Origin of the sequence: Pseudoduganella sp. LjRoot289 (genome assembly GCF_964252925.1) — a bacterium.
In the GTDB taxonomy this organism is placed as follows: domain Bacteria; phylum Pseudomonadota; class Gammaproteobacteria; order Burkholderiales; family Burkholderiaceae_D; genus Rugamonas.
This window is the reverse complement of record NZ_CAXUPN020000001.1, coordinates 3581208-3595059: the sequence shown is the minus strand read 5'-3', so window position 1 is coordinate 3595059 and position 13852 is coordinate 3581208. Positions and strand designations below refer to the sequence as shown.

General features: G+C 65.6%; 15 protein-coding genes. 8 read left to right on the top strand and 7 right to left on the bottom strand.

Annotation, left to right across the window (positions count from 1 at the left end; all coding sequences use genetic code 11):
* Window positions 1-90: 90 nt before the first annotated feature.
* A complete protein-coding gene (locus ACSQ8Y_RS15360; RefSeq protein ID WP_436267323.1) occupies window positions 91-435 on the top strand; it encodes a YggL family protein in 345 nt (114 codons plus the stop codon).
* Window positions 436-442: 7 nt separating this feature from the next.
* Here the strand turns inward: ACSQ8Y_RS15360 and ACSQ8Y_RS15355 are convergent, their stop codons facing one another.
* Both ACSQ8Y_RS15355 and ACSQ8Y_RS15350 read right to left on the bottom strand, forming a co-directional pair.
* On the bottom strand, window positions 443-961 hold the full coding sequence (locus ACSQ8Y_RS15355; RefSeq protein WP_436267322.1) for a pyridoxamine 5'-phosphate oxidase family protein: 519 nt from the start codon (window positions 959-961) through the stop codon (window positions 443-445).
* A gap of 102 nt (window positions 962-1063) precedes the next feature.
* Entirely contained in the window at window positions 1064-1507 is a 444-nt protein-coding gene (locus tag ACSQ8Y_RS15350) for a hypothetical protein (protein ID WP_436267321.1), read from the bottom strand.
* Window positions 1508-1633: 126 nt separating this feature from the next.
* Here ACSQ8Y_RS15350 and ACSQ8Y_RS15345 point away from each other — a divergent pair, with 126 nt between their 5' ends.
* Window positions 1634-2641 (top strand): 2-hydroxyacid dehydrogenase, encoded by a 1008-nt coding sequence (locus tag ACSQ8Y_RS15345; RefSeq protein ID WP_436267320.1) that lies wholly within the window; start codon window positions 1634-1636, stop codon window positions 2639-2641.
* 54 nt (window positions 2642-2695) lie between these two features.
* Here ACSQ8Y_RS15345 and ACSQ8Y_RS15340 read toward each other — a convergent pair whose 3' ends face one another.
* Window positions 2696-4711 carry a methyl-accepting chemotaxis protein gene (locus ACSQ8Y_RS15340; protein WP_436269834.1) on the bottom strand — a complete coding sequence of 672 codons (2016 nt, stop codon included), beginning with the start codon at window positions 4709-4711 and terminating at the stop codon, window positions 2696-2698.
* Window positions 4712-4835: 124 nt separating this feature from the next.
* On the bottom strand, window positions 4836-5513 hold the full coding sequence (locus tag ACSQ8Y_RS15335; RefSeq protein WP_436267319.1) for a LexA family transcriptional regulator: 678 nt from the start codon (window positions 5511-5513) through the stop codon (window positions 4836-4838).
* Between the two features lie 149 nt (window positions 5514-5662).
* Here ACSQ8Y_RS15335 and ACSQ8Y_RS15330 point away from each other — a divergent pair, with 149 nt between their 5' ends.
* Together ACSQ8Y_RS15330 and ACSQ8Y_RS15325 are read left to right on the top strand one after the other, a co-directional pair.
* Window positions 5663-6025, top strand: a complete 363-nt coding sequence (locus ACSQ8Y_RS15330; protein ID WP_436267318.1) for a hypothetical protein — start codon at window positions 5663-5665, stop codon at window positions 6023-6025.
* A 122-nt stretch (window positions 6026-6147) separates the two neighbouring features.
* Window positions 6148-6711 carry a hypothetical protein gene (locus tag ACSQ8Y_RS15325; RefSeq protein WP_436267317.1) on the top strand — a complete coding sequence of 188 codons (564 nt, stop codon included), beginning with the start codon at window positions 6148-6150 and terminating at the stop codon, window positions 6709-6711.
* Here the strand turns inward: ACSQ8Y_RS15325 and ACSQ8Y_RS15320 are convergent.
* On the bottom strand, window positions 6708-7721 hold the full coding sequence (locus tag ACSQ8Y_RS15320; RefSeq protein ID WP_436267316.1) for a zinc-binding alcohol dehydrogenase family protein: 1014 nt from the start codon (window positions 7719-7721) through the stop codon (window positions 6708-6710). The genes ACSQ8Y_RS15325 and ACSQ8Y_RS15320 overlap by 4 nt on opposite strands.
* Before the next feature lie 104 nt (window positions 7722-7825).
* Here ACSQ8Y_RS15320 and ACSQ8Y_RS15315 point away from each other — a divergent pair, with 104 nt between their 5' ends.
* The gene (locus ACSQ8Y_RS15315) at window positions 7826-8725 is read left to right on the top strand and encodes a LysR family transcriptional regulator (protein ID WP_436267315.1); all 900 of its coding nucleotides are present in this window, start codon (window positions 7826-7828) and stop codon (window positions 8723-8725) included.
* Window positions 8726-8738: 13 nt separating this feature from the next.
* On the opposite strand, the gene ACSQ8Y_RS15310 is transcribed toward ACSQ8Y_RS15315, so the two are convergent.
* Complete coding sequence (locus ACSQ8Y_RS15310) at window positions 8739-8963, bottom strand: hypothetical protein (RefSeq protein WP_436267314.1); 225 nt, start codon at window positions 8961-8963, stop codon at window positions 8739-8741.
* 189 nt (window positions 8964-9152) lie between these two features.
* Here ACSQ8Y_RS15310 and ACSQ8Y_RS15305 point away from each other — a divergent pair, with 189 nt between their 5' ends.
* From ACSQ8Y_RS15305 to ACSQ8Y_RS15295, 3 genes are read left to right on the top strand one after another with little or no spacing between them, the layout of a single operon-like run.
* Complete coding sequence (locus ACSQ8Y_RS15305) at window positions 9153-9908, top strand: phosphatase PAP2 family protein (protein WP_436267313.1); 756 nt, start codon at window positions 9153-9155, stop codon at window positions 9906-9908.
* A gap of 10 nt (window positions 9909-9918) precedes the next feature.
* Window positions 9919-10812, top strand: a complete 894-nt coding sequence (locus ACSQ8Y_RS15300) for a diacylglycerol/lipid kinase family protein (RefSeq protein WP_436267312.1) — start codon at window positions 9919-9921, stop codon at window positions 10810-10812.
* A gap of 11 nt (window positions 10813-10823) precedes the next feature.
* A complete protein-coding gene (locus ACSQ8Y_RS15295) occupies window positions 10824-11636 on the top strand; it encodes a metallophosphoesterase family protein (protein ID WP_436267311.1) in 813 nt (270 codons plus the stop codon).
* A gap of 12 nt (window positions 11637-11648) precedes the next feature.
* Here ACSQ8Y_RS15295 and ACSQ8Y_RS15290 read toward each other — a convergent pair whose 3' ends face one another.
* Window positions 11649-13754: a TonB-dependent receptor gene (locus tag ACSQ8Y_RS15290; RefSeq protein WP_436267310.1), complete on the bottom strand. Its 2106-nt coding sequence runs from the start codon at window positions 13752-13754 to the stop codon at window positions 11649-11651.
* Between the last annotated feature and the right edge of the window lie 98 nt (window positions 13755-13852).

Genomic DNA, 13852 nt, shown 5'->3' with positions numbered 1-13852 from the left:
TTGCGGCACTTTCAAACCTGCGGCGTCAACCGTAGCGGCAAGGCCAAGCGGCATGCGACAATTCGGCTTTACCACCCACAAGAGCACAATATGAGCCGATCCCTGCACCGCGCCAACCGGCGCCAGCGCAAGAAAATGCACCTGGGCGAATTCCAGGAAATGGGTTTCATGGTCACCGCCAAGCTGGCGGCCGGCCTGAGCGAAGCCGAGAGCGACGTCTTGCTGCACAGCTTCATCGAAGCGGTGGAGGCGAACGGCCTGGCCTACGGCGGCGGCATGGGCGACGATTTCAACGGCTTCGTGGTGTCCGGCAAGGCCTACGGCAAAGTCGAGGAAAGCCACCGCGAACTGGTGCGCGCCTGGCTGGCCGGCCAGAGCAAGTTCAAGGACGTCGAGATCGGCGAACTGCGCGACGCCTGGTACGGCTGGGGCTGACTAGCGCCTACAGCCGCAGCGTCCCTTCGATCGAATCGTCCAGCGTCCGTCCCACCACGGCGCCTGCCAGCATCTTGGCGCCGGCGACGGCGTCCCCATGCTTGTTGTCCCAGTAGTAGCCCTGCGCCGGCTTCACCTGGATGACGGTGATGCGCGGGTCGTGTTCACCCTCGGTGAACCAGGTCTTCAGCTTGAAGTTCCACAGTTCCTTGATCATGGCCGCGTCGCGCGAAATGGCGGCGTGGCCGTCGAAATAGAGGAAACCGGAATGGTGCGAGGCCTGGAAGAACAGGCGCACCGCCGGGTTGCTTTCGATGTCACGGTTGTGGTGGCTGTCGCCGGCGCTGAGGAACCACAGGCTGCCGCCTTCGTCGACCTTGAGCGGGCTCATCGGAACAACGCGGTGCTCGGTGCAGAAGAAGCCGGCCTTGGCTTCATCGACCACGGTCTGGATGCGTTTGACCGCGTCCGGACCGGTCAGGTCCTGGCGGTTGTGTTCAGGCTGCTTGTGCTTGATGCTGTCCATCGTATTCTCCCTGGGGTGGACTGGCGTGATGCCTGGTCCGTCCAGGGAGATGCTAAGTCGCTTTGCGTCAGCGGTATGTGTGCTGGTTAACCGCTGCGGCTTTTAGTAGTCGAACTTGTTGCTGCGGGCGGCCGGGTCGGGACGGGCGGCCAGCGGCAGCGCCTTGGCGACCGCGGCATCCGCGTGCGCCGCCTGTTTCGCCAGCCGCGCTTCTTCCGCCTTTTGCGCGCGGATGGCGTATTGTTCGTCCAGCCGCTGCTGGATGCGCAGTCGCTGCAGGCAATCCTGGAAGAAACTGATTTTCTGCAGCATGGCCACCACCCACACCACGCCGATCACCAGCAGCACCAGCGTGTAGCCGCTTTGCCAGGCGGCATAGTTCTGGTCGATGAAGGGGAAGATGGGGCGCGCGCGCGCCAGGCAGGCCTGGCCGAACAGCGCCAGGCAGGCCGCCATCAGGCCCAGCGCGACCGTCTGGGCGATCTGCCAGCCGGTCGTTTTCAGGCGCTGGTCCAGCAATGCTTGTGTGTCTGATGCGTAGGTCATGAAGCGATGCAGTGATCGGGTACGAAGGTTAAACTTTCCACAGCGGGCATCATTATGTCACCATTTACCCATGAGCAAACCAAGTTGCCGTAATGAATTTAAATGCCGACCACCCCGGAGTCATATATGAAGATTGCCGTGTTCAGCGCCCAGCCTTATGACCGCCGCTTCCTGGACGAAGCGCTGCAGCGCCGCCATGCGGATGGCGCGGTAACGCTGCAGTACCACGCCGAGGCGCTGTCGCTGGAATCCGTGGCGCTGGCCCAAGGCTGCGGCGCAGTGTGCGTATTCGTCAACGATGTGCTCGACGCAGCCGTGCTGGACGCGCTGGCCGGGCAGGGCGTGCGCGCCGTGCTGCTGCGCTGTGCCGGTTTCAACAACGTGGACGCGGCCGCCGCGGCGCGGCTGGGACTGTTCGTGGCGCGGGTGCCGGCTTACTCGCCGGAAGCGGTGGCCGAGTTCACGCTGGCGCTGGTGCTCACGCTGAACCGCAACACGCATCGCGCCTACGCCCGTGTGCGGGAGGGGAACTTCGCGCTGGACGGGCTGCTCGGCAGCAATCTGCACGGCAAAACCGTGGGGCTGATCGGCCTGGGCAAGATCGGCGTGGCGGCCGCACGCATTTTCCATGGTTTCGGCTGCCGCGTGCTGGGGCACGATCCGGCGCCGCTGCCGGGCTACGCGCAGTTCGGGGCAACGGTGGCGCTGCCCGAACTGCTGGCGCAGTCCGATATCGTGTCCCTGCATTGTCCGCTGCTGCCAGGCACGCGCCACATGATCGCCGCAGCGGCGCTGGCCAGCATGAAGCCGGGCGCCATGCTGGTGAATACCTCGCGCGGCGGGCTGGTGGATGCCTGCGCCGTCATCGATGCGCTCAAGTCGCGCCACCTGGGCGCGCTGGCGATCGACGTGTACGAACAGGAGAGCGAACTGTTCTTCCACGACCATTCGGCCGACATCATAGCCGACGATGTGTTCCAGCGTCTGCTGACCTTTCCCAACGTATTGGTCACCGGCCACCAGGGCTTTTTCACCATCGAAGCGATGCGCGAAATCGCCGTAACCACGTTCGGCAACCTGGCCGACCATTTGGCCGGCAGGCCGTGTCCCAACGTCGTGGCCGGAACCGTCTGAGCGGACTCGATGCGGCGGCGGCCGGCGATAGGCAAGGGAGTCCTCGTTAATTGCCTATGCCCTGGCGCGGCTGACCAGCGCGAGCTTGCGCGCCGAAGGCCGCACGGCGAGGCGCTGCTCGCCGGTCAGGGTGCGCTCGTCCTCCTCGTTCAAGGTGAACACGGCCACCGCCTGGGACAGCGCGCTGGCCTGCAGTTTCAAACTCTCCGAGGCGGCCGCCGCCTGCTCCACCAGCGCCGCGTTCTGCTGCGTCATTTCATCGATCTGCGTGATGGCCTGGTTCACCTGTTCAATGCCGGTGCTCTGCTCCTGCGCCGCCAGCACGATCTCGGACATGATGGAGGTGATGCGCTTGACGCTGTCGACCACGTCGCTCATGGCCTTGCCGGCGTCGGCCGCCAGCACGTTGCCGCTGTCGACCTTTTGCACGCTGTCGTTGATCAAGTCCTTGATCTCCTTGGCCGCGCTGGCGCTGCGCTGCGCCAGGTTGCGCACTTCGGACGCCACCACCGCGAAACCGCGTCCCTGTTCGCCGGCGCGCGCCGCCTCCACGGCCGCGTTCAAGGCCAGGATGTTGGTCTGGAAGGCGATGCCGTCGATGACGCCGATGATGTCGACGATCTTGCGCGAGCTGTCGTTGATCGCGCCCATGGTCTGCACCACCTGCGCCACCACGTGGCCGCCCTTGCTGGCCACGGCCGTGGCGCTGCTGACCAGTTCATCGGCCTGGCGCGCATTGTCGGCGCTCTGGCGCACGGTGGAGGTGATCTGCTCCATCGAGGCCGCCGTTTCCTCCAGGTTCGAGGCTTGCGCCTCGGTGCGCGAGGACAGGTCGGAGTTGCCGCTGGCGATGTCGGTGGAGGCATGGCCTATGGTGTCGATGCTGCCGCGCACGCGGCCGACGATGGTCACCAGGCTGTCGTTCATATTCTTCAGCGCGCGCATCAGTTGCGCCGTTTCACTGCCGCCTTCCAGATTGAATTGCGCGGTCAGGTCGCCTTCGGCGATGCGCTGCGAAATGCGCACCGCGTCCTGCAGCGGCACGCTGACGGAGCGTGCGATCATGCGCGCGATCAGACCTGCCAGCAGGATCAGGCCCAGCATGGTGCCTATCATCATCCAGCGCGTCGAGCGCAGGCTGGAGACCTTGGCGGCCAGCATGGCTTCGATCTGCTTGCTGGCGGCCTGGTTGACGGTGAACTGGGCGTCGATGGCCTTGGTGGTCAGCACCACGTAGTCGGTGGAGGGGTAGCTCAGCGTCTCGGCCTTGACGATCTGCTCGCTGGCCAGCTGCATGGTTTTCTCGGCCTGGTCCTGGGCGTCGCGCCACAGGTCGCCGAGCTTGACCTTCAGGAGGGGATTGGCCGCCACGGCCTTGTCGTAGGCGCTGGCGGTCTGCGCCAGGCGGTCGTGGACGCGGGCGACGATGGCGGCCAAGGTCATGCGGTCTTCGGTCGTCACGTCCTTTTTCACCAGCAGGCCGGCGCCCTTGGCGCGCATCTTGCCGGTCTCCTCGGTCAGGTAGGGGAGCTGGTAGTACATGGACTGGATCAGCTGGTAGCTGTCCAGGTCGGGATCCAGGCTCAGGCCGAACAAGTCGGCGGTCAGGTCGTTGACGATCAACAGCTTGGGCACCAGGGCGGTGTGCGCCTCGTAGCTTTGCGGCACGGTAATGCCGCGGCTGCTCACCTGCGCGCGCAGGGTGGCCCAGTCGCGCTTGGGCACTTCCCAAGCGGCCTCGATCGCCTTGTTGCCGAAGCTGCGTACCATGGCGTCCATCTTTTCATAGGCTTCGTCGGCCTCGCGCTGTTTGGCGTCGCGTTTTTCCTGCGCGCCGGGGATGTTGCCCAGCGCGAGCGCGGACAGGCCGCGGTGCTGCTGGGTAAGCTGGACGACTTTGAGGATGGTGGCCGTGGGCGGCAGGCCGGCCGATTCGGTCAGCGCCGAGTCCAGCGTCTTGTCGGCCTCTTGCAAGTAGAGCACGGTCGGTATGGCGGCCAGCACCAAGGCGATGGCGCTGAGAATAATAAACTTCTGCCATAGCAGTAGCTTGTCCAGCATTGCGTGCATGTTCACGATGATCCCCCTGAGGTCTATGACTTTTTTAGATGCAACTCTTTGAATTGATTCTAAGCCTAATTCTTTGCGAATACGAGGATTCCTGTTGTTTGCGTGCCCGTCCGTGCGAGGCACGCTAAATGCGGTCGCTCTCCTTGCGCACCACGCGGCCTATGATGATGCAATCGCCGGCCCGGCACACCTTGCGGTGGTATTTGCGCTGGTCCGGATTGTCCGACGTGAGCCACCACTGGCCCGCGTCGCGCGACATGCGCTTGACCACCGGCTCCCCCTCGTAATTGACCGCGAACACGACGCCGTCAACCGGCTGGTTGTCGGCCGTGTTGATGATCACCAGGTCGTCCTCATACAGCGACGGCTCCATGCTTTCGCCGCGCACCTTGATGCCGATCAGTCGTTCGGGATTGAAGCCGTTGCGGTCGGCCCAGTGGCGCGGCACGCTCAAGGTGCTGCCGTCGTGGGTTTCCGGCTCCACCGCGAAGCCGGTGATGCCGGCCGACAGGCGCAGCTTGACCTTCTGGATCTGGTAGAAACGCGCGTCGTCTTCGGGCGCGACCATCACCGGCGTATATTGCGCCGGCAGCACGCCGGGCGGCGCCCTGTTGCGCTCGCGCTGGCCTGTGCCCTCGTGCAGCCACTCGAACGTGACGTGGCAGGCGGCCGCCAGCTGCACCAGGGTGTGCGCTTCCGGTCCCTTCTTGCCGACGCCCTTGAGGATGCGGTTGATGGTCGGTTGCGGCACGCCGGAAGCACGCGATAGCGCGCTCTGCGACCCGTAACCCGCTGCTTTCATGGCTGATTCCAGCCGGCTAGAGATGTCCATGACGCGAACTATACATCCGCGTATAAATTAGGGCAAACAAATTATCCATTCGAGCATTGAGTGGCTATCCATTCTCGTATATATTGTGGAAGTGCAAAAAATAAAGGAAAGGAAAACCCATGGCTGAACCTGTAAGCTCGACCGTGTCGATAGCCATCGCCGCAGCCACCATCACGCTCAGCGGCTCGGTATTCGGCGTGCAGTACGATGCGCTGCTGGCGGGTCTTTTCGGCGGCCTGGTGTCGCTGTCCTACCTGCCGCCGATGCCGGCGCTGAAAATCGCCGGCACCGTGGCCGGCTCGGCCCTGCTGGCGGGTTTCTTCGCGCCGGTGATCGCGGTGGCGGCGCTGCATTACTTCCCCTGGCTGAACAGCGTGGGCGATTTCCTGCGCCTGGCCGGCGGCGCCGGCCTCGGCATCGCGGCCCAGGTGTTGATCCCGGCCGGCCTGAAGCGCCTGCGCCGCTACGTCGGAGGGCAGTGATGACGAGGCGTTCGGAGTTTGTTCCAGATCAAACCGGCAGGCGCCCCGAGCCGTGGCGGCGTGACTATACTGGGGATGCTGCGCGGCGCATCTTGCGCGCGTCATTTTCGGAGGCTGCCATCATGCGTCCGCACCCGGTGAACCGCGGCATCTGTACGATGCTGTCGAGACTCAAAAAGCTGGAGCAGCGCTTGCGCGCTGCGGGTATGCCGCACTTTTTGCTGCGGCTGCCTTACTGGATGCTGGCGCTGCAGTACTGCTACACGATGCATGGCAAGATGGCGCGCATCGAGCGCATCGCCTTGCGCATCCGCGCCTGGCTGGCTTCGGTGCAGGAATTGTGCGCGAGGCAGGAGGCGGCGACTGAACTGATCGACATCAACCAGTCCCTGCGCGACGATATCGAGGTCACCAAGCGGACGCTGGCGGACTTGCGCGACATCTGCCTGGACGTGAGCCGGCTGTTCGGCAGCGTCGGCTACAGCTCGCGCCGGCTGGCGCGGCTGCAGGAAAGCCTGGTCAGGCTGCTGACCGATTCCTATGACTCGGCCACCTTGCTGCAGGACGTGCTCGCCGAGCATGACCGCCTAGCGCTGCAGTTGCTGCGCCATATGCAGGAGCAGGAGCGGGAACAGGCATGTGCGCAAGCGCAAGCGCTGGTCCGGGCGCAGGTGCAGGGTTTCTAGTACCCTTCCAGCACGATCTTGCCCTTGGCCCGGTTGCTTTCCAACAGCGCGTGCGCGCGCTTCAGATTGGCGGCGTTGATGGCGCCGTAGCGTGCGCCCAGGGTACTCTTCAGCACGCCGCTATCGACCAGCCGGGCCACCTCGTCCAGCAGCGCGTGCTGTTGCGCCATGTCTTCGGTCTCGAACATCGAGCGCGTGAACATGAATTCCCAGTGCAGCGATACGCTTTTGCGCTTGAGTTTGCCCACATCGAGCTGTGCCGGGTCGTCGATCAGGGCCAGCTTGCCTTGCGGCGCAATCAGTTCGGCGATGGCGGCAAAGTGCGCGTCGGTCTGGTTGAGCGCGGCGACGTAAGTCACCGGCGGCAGGCCAAGGCGCTTGATCTCGGCGTCGAGCGGCTTGCTGTGGTCGATCACATGGTGCGCGCCCAGCTCCGCCGCCCATGCCGCCGTGTCCGCGCGGGATGCAGTGGCGATGATGTTCAGCCCGGTCAACTGCCGCGCCAGCTGCACCAATATGGAGCCGACGCCGCCGGCCGCGCCGATGACCAGAAGCGACTTGCCGGTCACGGTCTTGTCGCGGCTCACCTGCAGGCGGTCGAACAGCAGTTCCCAGGCGGTGATGGCGGTCAGCGGCAGGGCGGCGGCCTGGCCGAAATCGAGGATCCTCGGTTTCCGGCCGACGATGCGCTCGTCCACCAGGTGCAGTTCGCTGTTGGTGCCGGCGCGGGTCAGCGAGCCGGCGTACCAGACTTCGTCGCCCACCTTGAACAGCGTCACGTCCGGGCCGACTGCCTTGACCACGCCGGCCGCGTCCCAGCCGATCACTTTCAGTTCGCCTCCGGCCGGGGCGACATTCTTGCGGACCTTGGTGTCCACCGGATTGACCGACACGGCTTTCACTTCGACCAGCAGGTCGCGGCCGGCGGCGACCGGGGCCGGCAGTTCGACGTCGATCAGCGCCTCGGGGTGATCGATCGGATGGGAGGCGCGATAGGCGACGGCTTTCATGGTGCTGCTCCTGTAGCTTGGTTGCGCGATGGGAGTATCATCACTTAATTCACAACGGCGAAAAAGAGGCGCGATAGTGAAACACTTTCAAGGAATTGAAGATAATGCTGCGGCTGGATGATTTGGCGGTATTCGTGCGCACGGCGGACCGGGGCAGCTTGTCGGCAGCCGCGCGCAGCCTGGAGATTTCTCCGGCGCTGGCCAGCGCGGGCCTGAAACGGCTGGAAGGGGAATTGGGCTTGCGCCTGTTCGCGCGCACCACGCGCTCGCTGCGCCTGACCGACGAGGGCGAGCGTTACCTGGTGCACGCGCGCGAGGCGCTGCGGCTGTTGAAGGAGGGGCACGACACGCTGATGCAGGCCAAGGAGCTCCCCGGCGGCACGCTGAAGATCGCCATGCCGTCCGATCTGGGCCGCAACATCCTGTTGTACTGGCTGGACAAATTCCAGGCCCTGTATCCGGGCGTGCATTACCAGATCAGCGTCAGCGACCGGCAGGCCGATATGTACCGGCAGCCGGTGGACTTGGCCATCCGCTACGGCAGACAGGAGGACTCAACCCTGATCGCGATGCCGATCGCACCCGACAACCGGCGCGTGCTGGTGGCCTCGCCGGACTATATCCGCAAGCATGGCCGGCTGGCGTCGCTGGACGAATTGTCGCGCCACAACTGCCTGTGCTACGCGCTGGACGAGGTGATCCACAACAACTGGACCTTCCATCCGCCCGAGGCTGCCGCGCCGGTGACGGTGGCCGTGCGCGGCAACCGCTGCGCCGACGATGCGGACCTGGTGCGGCGCTGGGCCGTGGCCGGGCTCGGTATCGCCTACAAATCGAAGATGGACCTGTCGGACGATCTGCGCGGGGGCAGGCTGCAGGTGCTGCTGCCCGACTTCGTGGGCGAACCCGCGCCGCTGCATCTGGTGTGCATGCACCGCTCGCAAGTAACGCCAACGGTGCTGCAACTGCGCGACTTCCTGCGCGCCCAGTACGAGCAGATGTAAGGAAGGCCGGCGCTTAGTGGGCCTTGGACAGGATCAGCAGCCAGCGGCGCAGTACGAGGATCTCCAGGTGGCCCGCTTGCACGCCGGTGTCGCATTCCAGGATGGGGTTGACCGCGTAGAAGCGCTTGCGGAAGTCGCGGCACACCAGCACCTCGCGTTTGCCGAAGCGCACCAGGAAAGACATCGGGGCATATTCCAGGCCGAAACGGGAGCCGAAACCGCTATTCAATGTAGTCATGATTCTTCCTTTGGGTCAGTTAAGTGGTGTCTGTGGGTGTTTATGCGCTTCAGTGATGCCACTGTATCATAACTACTGATCAAAAACACAGTACTGTATGAAAATGCAGTGGATTTTTATCACTGTGGTTTTTTTGAGCAGCCGCCCGGTGCGGCAATGAACCGACCCGTTTCGCCTCCAGGCGTTACCATGCATGAATCCGACATCTGGAGCATGCTCATCTTGACCCGTTCCGCCACATCGAAACTGCTGCGCTTTGTCGAAGCACGCCTGACGCCCGGTGGCGAATTCGGCTTGCACCTGACCGCCGGCGCCGCCTTGATGGCGTGTGCCGTCGCCGTCTTCGCCGAAGTGGCGGAGAACGTGGCGGAACAGGACGGCGTGGCCGCCTTCGACCAGCACGTGTCGGACTGGATGCACGGCCACGCGCGCGAGCCTTACACCAGCTTCATGTGGCTGCTGACGCATCTGCACAGCGTGGCCGGGATGGGCATGCTGGTGGCGCTGGCCGGGCTGTACTTCTGGCGCAAGGAGGCGCGCTACTGGCTGCTGGCGCTGGTGCTCGCCGTGCCGGGCGGCATGCTGTTGAACGTGGCGCTCAAGCACATCTACCAGCGCGCGCGGCCGGTGTTCGAGGAACCGATGCTGAGCCTGCCAACCTACAGCTTCCCCAGCGGCCATACGGTGGCAGCCACGCTGTTCTGGGGCCTGCTGGCCAGCTACGCGGTGATGGGCGCGCAGCGCTGGCGCACGCGCGCGGCGCTGGTGTGCGCGTCGGTGCTGATGGTGGCGCTGGCGGCGACCAGCCGCATCTACCTGGGCGCGCACTATCCGAGCGACGTGCTGGCGGCGATGGCCGAGGGCTGCGGCTGGCTGGCCGTGTGCATCACCGCCTGCTCGACCTTGCGCCGCCGCAGGCTGGCGCAAGCCGGCCGGCTGGGCTGAGGGCAGGGCCGTGGCCATCCCTGTCACCGTCATCGTCAACGCCGGCGCCGGACTGGGTTACTGCGCCGATTTCTCGCAGCAACTGCGGGCGCGCTTCGCCGCGCACGGCTATGACCCCGCCATCACCCTGGCGCAGAGCGGCGCCGAGATGATAGCGGCCGCGCAAGCCGCGGTCGCGGCCGGCGCGCGCCTGGTGGTGGCGGGCGGCGGCGACGGCACCATCAACGCGGTGGCCTCGGTGCTGGCTGGAACCGACGTGGCCTACGGCGTGCTGCCGCTGGGCACGCTGAACCATTTCGCCAAGGACCTCGGCATCCCGCTCGACCTGGACCTGGCGGTCGCCAACATCGCCACCGGCGGCCACGCGCGGGTGGACGTGGGCGAGGTCAACGGCCGCATTTTCCTCAACAACTCCAGCCTCGGCCTGTATCCGGACATCGTGCGCGACCGCGAGCGGCAGCAGAGCCGGCTGGGGCGCGGCAAGTGGCTGGCGTTCGCCTGGGCCGCGCTGTCGGCCCTGCGGCGCTATCCCTTCCTCAGCGTGCGCCTGCGCGTCAACGGCGAGGAGCATGCGCGGCGCACCCCTTTCGTTTTCATCGGTAACAATGCGTATCGGATGCAGGGATTGAACATCGGCGCGCGCGCCCGGCTCGACGGCGGCATGCTGAGCCTGTACGTGGCGCAGCGCCCGAGCCGGCTCGGCCTGGTGCGGCTGGCCTGGCACGCGCTGACCGGCACGCTGGCGCAGCAGCGCGATTTCGACGTGCTGCTGGCGTCCGAGCTGGTGATCGACACGCACCACAGGCGGCTGCGCGTGGCCACCGACGGCGAAGTGACCGTCATGCAAACGCCGCTGTCCTACCGCATGCGCGCAGGCGCACTGATCGTGATCGTACCTAAATAAAGGAGAAGGCCATGCGTACCCTGGTGCACCTGTCTGACTTGCATTTCGGCCGTGTCGACGAGGCGTTGCTGGCGCCGCTGAAGGCCTGTGTCGAGTCGCTGCGGCCCGACGTGGTGGTGGTGTCGGGCGACCTGACGCAGCGCGCGCGCAGCGAGCAGTTCAAGCAGGCGCGCGCCTGGCTCGACACCTTGCCCGGGCCGCAGATCGTGGTGCCGGGCAACCACGACATCCCGCTCTACAACGTGGTGGCGCGCTTTTTCACGCCGCTGGTGAAATACCGGCGCCACGTGACGGCCGACCTGGCGCCGGAATATGTGGACGATGAAATCGCCGTGCTCGGGCTGAACACGGCGCGTTCGCTGACCTTCAAGGACGGGCGCGTCAACCGTGAGCAGATCGGCCGCCTGCAGGAGCGCTTCAACGCGCTGCCCGAGGGGTTGACCCACGTGGTCGTCACGCACCACCCCTTCGACCTGCCCGAGCATTTCGACGAGGACGAGCTGGTGGACCGCGCGCCGATGGCGATGCAGGCTTTCGCCCGCTGCGGCGTGGACTTGCTGCTGGCCGGCCACCTGCATTCCAGCCACGCGGGCAACAGCGCGCACCGTTACAAGATCGCCGGCTACGCCGCGCTGGTGGTGCAGGCCGGCACGGCGACCTCCACCCGCAAGCGCGGCGAGAACAATTCCTTCAACGCCATCCGGGTCGAGAAGGACCAGCTGACGGTGGAACGCTACAGCTGGCAGGGCGGGCTGGGCATATTCGAACTGGCCAGCACCGAGCTGTTTCGCCGCAACGGCGATGTGTGGGAGTCGACGCGCTAGCGCCTGTCTTCCTTAGAAGCGGTAGCGCAACGTCAGCTGCGCCGAACGCGGCGCGCCCGGCATGCTCAGGTGCTTGCTGGAGCCGTGGCCGGCCACGATGTAGTCGCGGTCGAGCAGGTTCATCAGGTTCAGCTGCACTTCCATCGACTTGGCGCGGTAGTAGGCCATCGCGTCGACCGTGGTGTAGCCCGGCAGCGTGACCGTGTTGCCCGGGTTGGCGAAGCGCGCGCCCACGTGGTTCAGGCCGGCGCCTGCGCCGAAGCCGTTGGCGATGTCCTTGCTGAACCACAGGTTGGCGCTGTGGCGCGGCGTCAGCGTAGGGCGCTTGCCCTGCACGGCCTGGCCGTCGTCCCTGGCGATCGAGGCGATCATTTCCGCGTCCAGCCACGAGTAGCCGGACCACACTTGCCAGCCGTCGCCCAGCGTGCCCGCGAACGTCAGTTCCACGCCGTCGGTGCGCTGCGTGCCCATCGGGATGATGCGGCTGGTGGCCGGGTCGGTGGCCTTGATGTGGTCGCGCTGCAGGCGGAACACGGCGGCGGTGACGGAGGCGCGGCCGTCGAACAGGTCGAGCTTGGCGCCCACTTCCTTGTTGACGGTGGCCTCGGGCGCCAGCTCGGCATTGTTGGCGGCCAGCGCGAAGGTCTCGCCGGACGGCTGGTAGGACTTGCTGAACGAGGCGTAGTAGGACTGGCTGTCGGATGGCTGGTAGACCAGGCCGGCGCGCGGGCTCCAGTTGCCGTCGGTGCGGGCCAGCTTGCGCTGGTTGGGACGGCGGTCCACGGTCTCCTGCTCGAAGCGGTCGTAGCGCACGCCGGCCAGCGCCTTCCAGTGCTCGGACAGCGTCAGCTGGTCCTGCACGTAGGCGCTGCTGACGTTGAACTCGGACAGGCTGTTGGCGGTGGGCGCGCCGCCGGCCGTGAACGGCACCACCGGCGAGACCGGGTTGAACAGGGAGATGGTGGCCACGTTCGCTTGCGAGCGCACCAGCTGTTCCTTGTTCTGCTTGCCGACCTCGACGCCGTACAGCAGTTCCTGCCGGATGCCGCCCAAGGTCAGTTTTTGCACCAGTTCGGTCTGGTTGAAATAGCCGTCCTCGTCGCGCGCGACGTTGCCGCGCGTGAGCGACGCGGTCCTGGCGGCTTCGTTGACCGAACCCACCAGCGTGTTGTTGCGGTCCAGCTTGTAGTCGAAGTAGCGGAAGGCATTGCGCAGCTTGAGCGTATCGCTGAAGGCGTGCTCCAGCACGAAGCCGAGCGCGTGCACGCGCGATTCCGTGTAGTCGAAGTCCCTGGCGTTGGCCGCGCCGTAATAGGCGCCGGGGCGGGTCACCACCACGCTGCCCTGGTAGGCCGGGTTGCCGAAGTCGGTGACGCGCTTGTCGCGCAGGTATTCGCCCTGCACCAGCAGGGTAGTGGCCGCGCCCAGCTTGAACTTGGCCGACGGCGACAGCGCCTCGCGCTCCAGGAACTGCTGGTCGCGGTAGCCGTTGGCGTCCTCGACGGCGCCGGTGACGCGGAAGGACACGCCGCTGTCATTGGCCTTGCGGCCGATGTCGAACTGGCCGCGCTTCTGCGCCCAGCTGCCGGCCTGCAAGGTCACTTCGTTGACGTCGATGCCGGGCTTTTTGGTGACGCGGTTGATCAGGCCGCCGGAGGAGCCGCGTCCATACAGCACGGCGGCCGGGCCTTTCACCACTTCCAGCTGCTCGATGTTGGACAGGTCGCGGAAGTAGAGCGCGTCGTCGCGCATGCCGTCGATGAACTGGTCGGCGATGGCGCTGAAGCCGCGGATGGTGACCTGGTCGCGCTGGCCGTCGCCGGTGGACAGGCCGACGCCCGGTACGGCCTTCAGTGCGTCCTGCAGCGAACGGGCGCCCTGGTCGCGCAGCAGCGCCTGCGGAATCACGTTGACGGTTTGAGGAATGTCGCGCAGCGGCGCGTCGGTCTTGGTGGCGCTGGACGATTTGGCGGCGTTGTAGCCGGGATCGGCCTCGGCGGCGCCGGTGACGGTCACCGTCTGCATCACCGGTTCGGCGTCGTCGCTGCCGCTTGCCTGGGCGTAGATCGGAAAGGCGAATGCCAGCAGCAGCGCCAGCGGGGTTTTCTTCATAGCCATACGGGTTCCTTCTGAATGCGTCAGATATTGGGGATCGGCTGGCGGCGGCTGGCTGAATGAGAATGATTTGCATTCATTATGCCTTTTATTCCGCAGAT

Excerpts from the sequence above, each read along its gene's own strand:
- ACSQ8Y_RS15360 (WP_436267323.1), top strand. The coding sequence starts at position 91 with ATGAGCCGATCCCTGCACCGCGCCAACCGGCGCCAGCGCAAGAAAATG.
- ACSQ8Y_RS15355 (WP_436267322.1), bottom strand. The coding sequence starts at position 961 with ATGGACAGCATCAAGCACAAGCAGCCTGAACACAACCGCCAGGACCTG.
- ACSQ8Y_RS15350 (WP_436267321.1), bottom strand. The coding sequence starts at position 1,507 with ATGACCTACGCATCAGACACACAAGCATTGCTGGACCAGCGCCTGAAA.
- ACSQ8Y_RS15345 (WP_436267320.1), top strand. The coding sequence starts at position 1,634 with ATGAAGATTGCCGTGTTCAGCGCCCAGCCTTATGACCGCCGCTTCCTG.
- ACSQ8Y_RS15340 (WP_436269834.1), bottom strand. The coding sequence starts at position 4,711 with ATGCACGCAATGCTGGACAAGCTACTGCTATGGCAGAAGTTTATTATT.
- ACSQ8Y_RS15335 (WP_436267319.1), bottom strand. The coding sequence starts at position 5,513 with ATGAAAGCAGCGGGTTACGGGTCGCAGAGCGCGCTATCGCGTGCTTCC.
- ACSQ8Y_RS15330 (WP_436267318.1), top strand. The coding sequence starts at position 5,663 with ATGGCTGAACCTGTAAGCTCGACCGTGTCGATAGCCATCGCCGCAGCC.
- ACSQ8Y_RS15325 (WP_436267317.1), top strand. The coding sequence starts at position 6,148 with ATGCGTCCGCACCCGGTGAACCGCGGCATCTGTACGATGCTGTCGAGA.
- ACSQ8Y_RS15320 (WP_436267316.1), bottom strand. The coding sequence starts at position 7,721 with ATGAAAGCCGTCGCCTATCGCGCCTCCCATCCGATCGATCACCCCGAG.
- ACSQ8Y_RS15315 (WP_436267315.1), top strand. The coding sequence starts at position 7,826 with ATGCTGCGGCTGGATGATTTGGCGGTATTCGTGCGCACGGCGGACCGG.
- ACSQ8Y_RS15310 (WP_436267314.1), bottom strand. The coding sequence starts at position 8,963 with ATGACTACATTGAATAGCGGTTTCGGCTCCCGTTTCGGCCTGGAATAT.
- ACSQ8Y_RS15305 (WP_436267313.1), top strand. The coding sequence starts at position 9,153 with ATGCATGAATCCGACATCTGGAGCATGCTCATCTTGACCCGTTCCGCC.
- ACSQ8Y_RS15295 (WP_436267311.1), top strand. The coding sequence starts at position 10,824 with ATGCGTACCCTGGTGCACCTGTCTGACTTGCATTTCGGCCGTGTCGAC.
- ACSQ8Y_RS15290 (WP_436267310.1), bottom strand. The coding sequence starts at position 13,754 with ATGGCTATGAAGAAAACCCCGCTGGCGCTGCTGCTGGCATTCGCCTTT.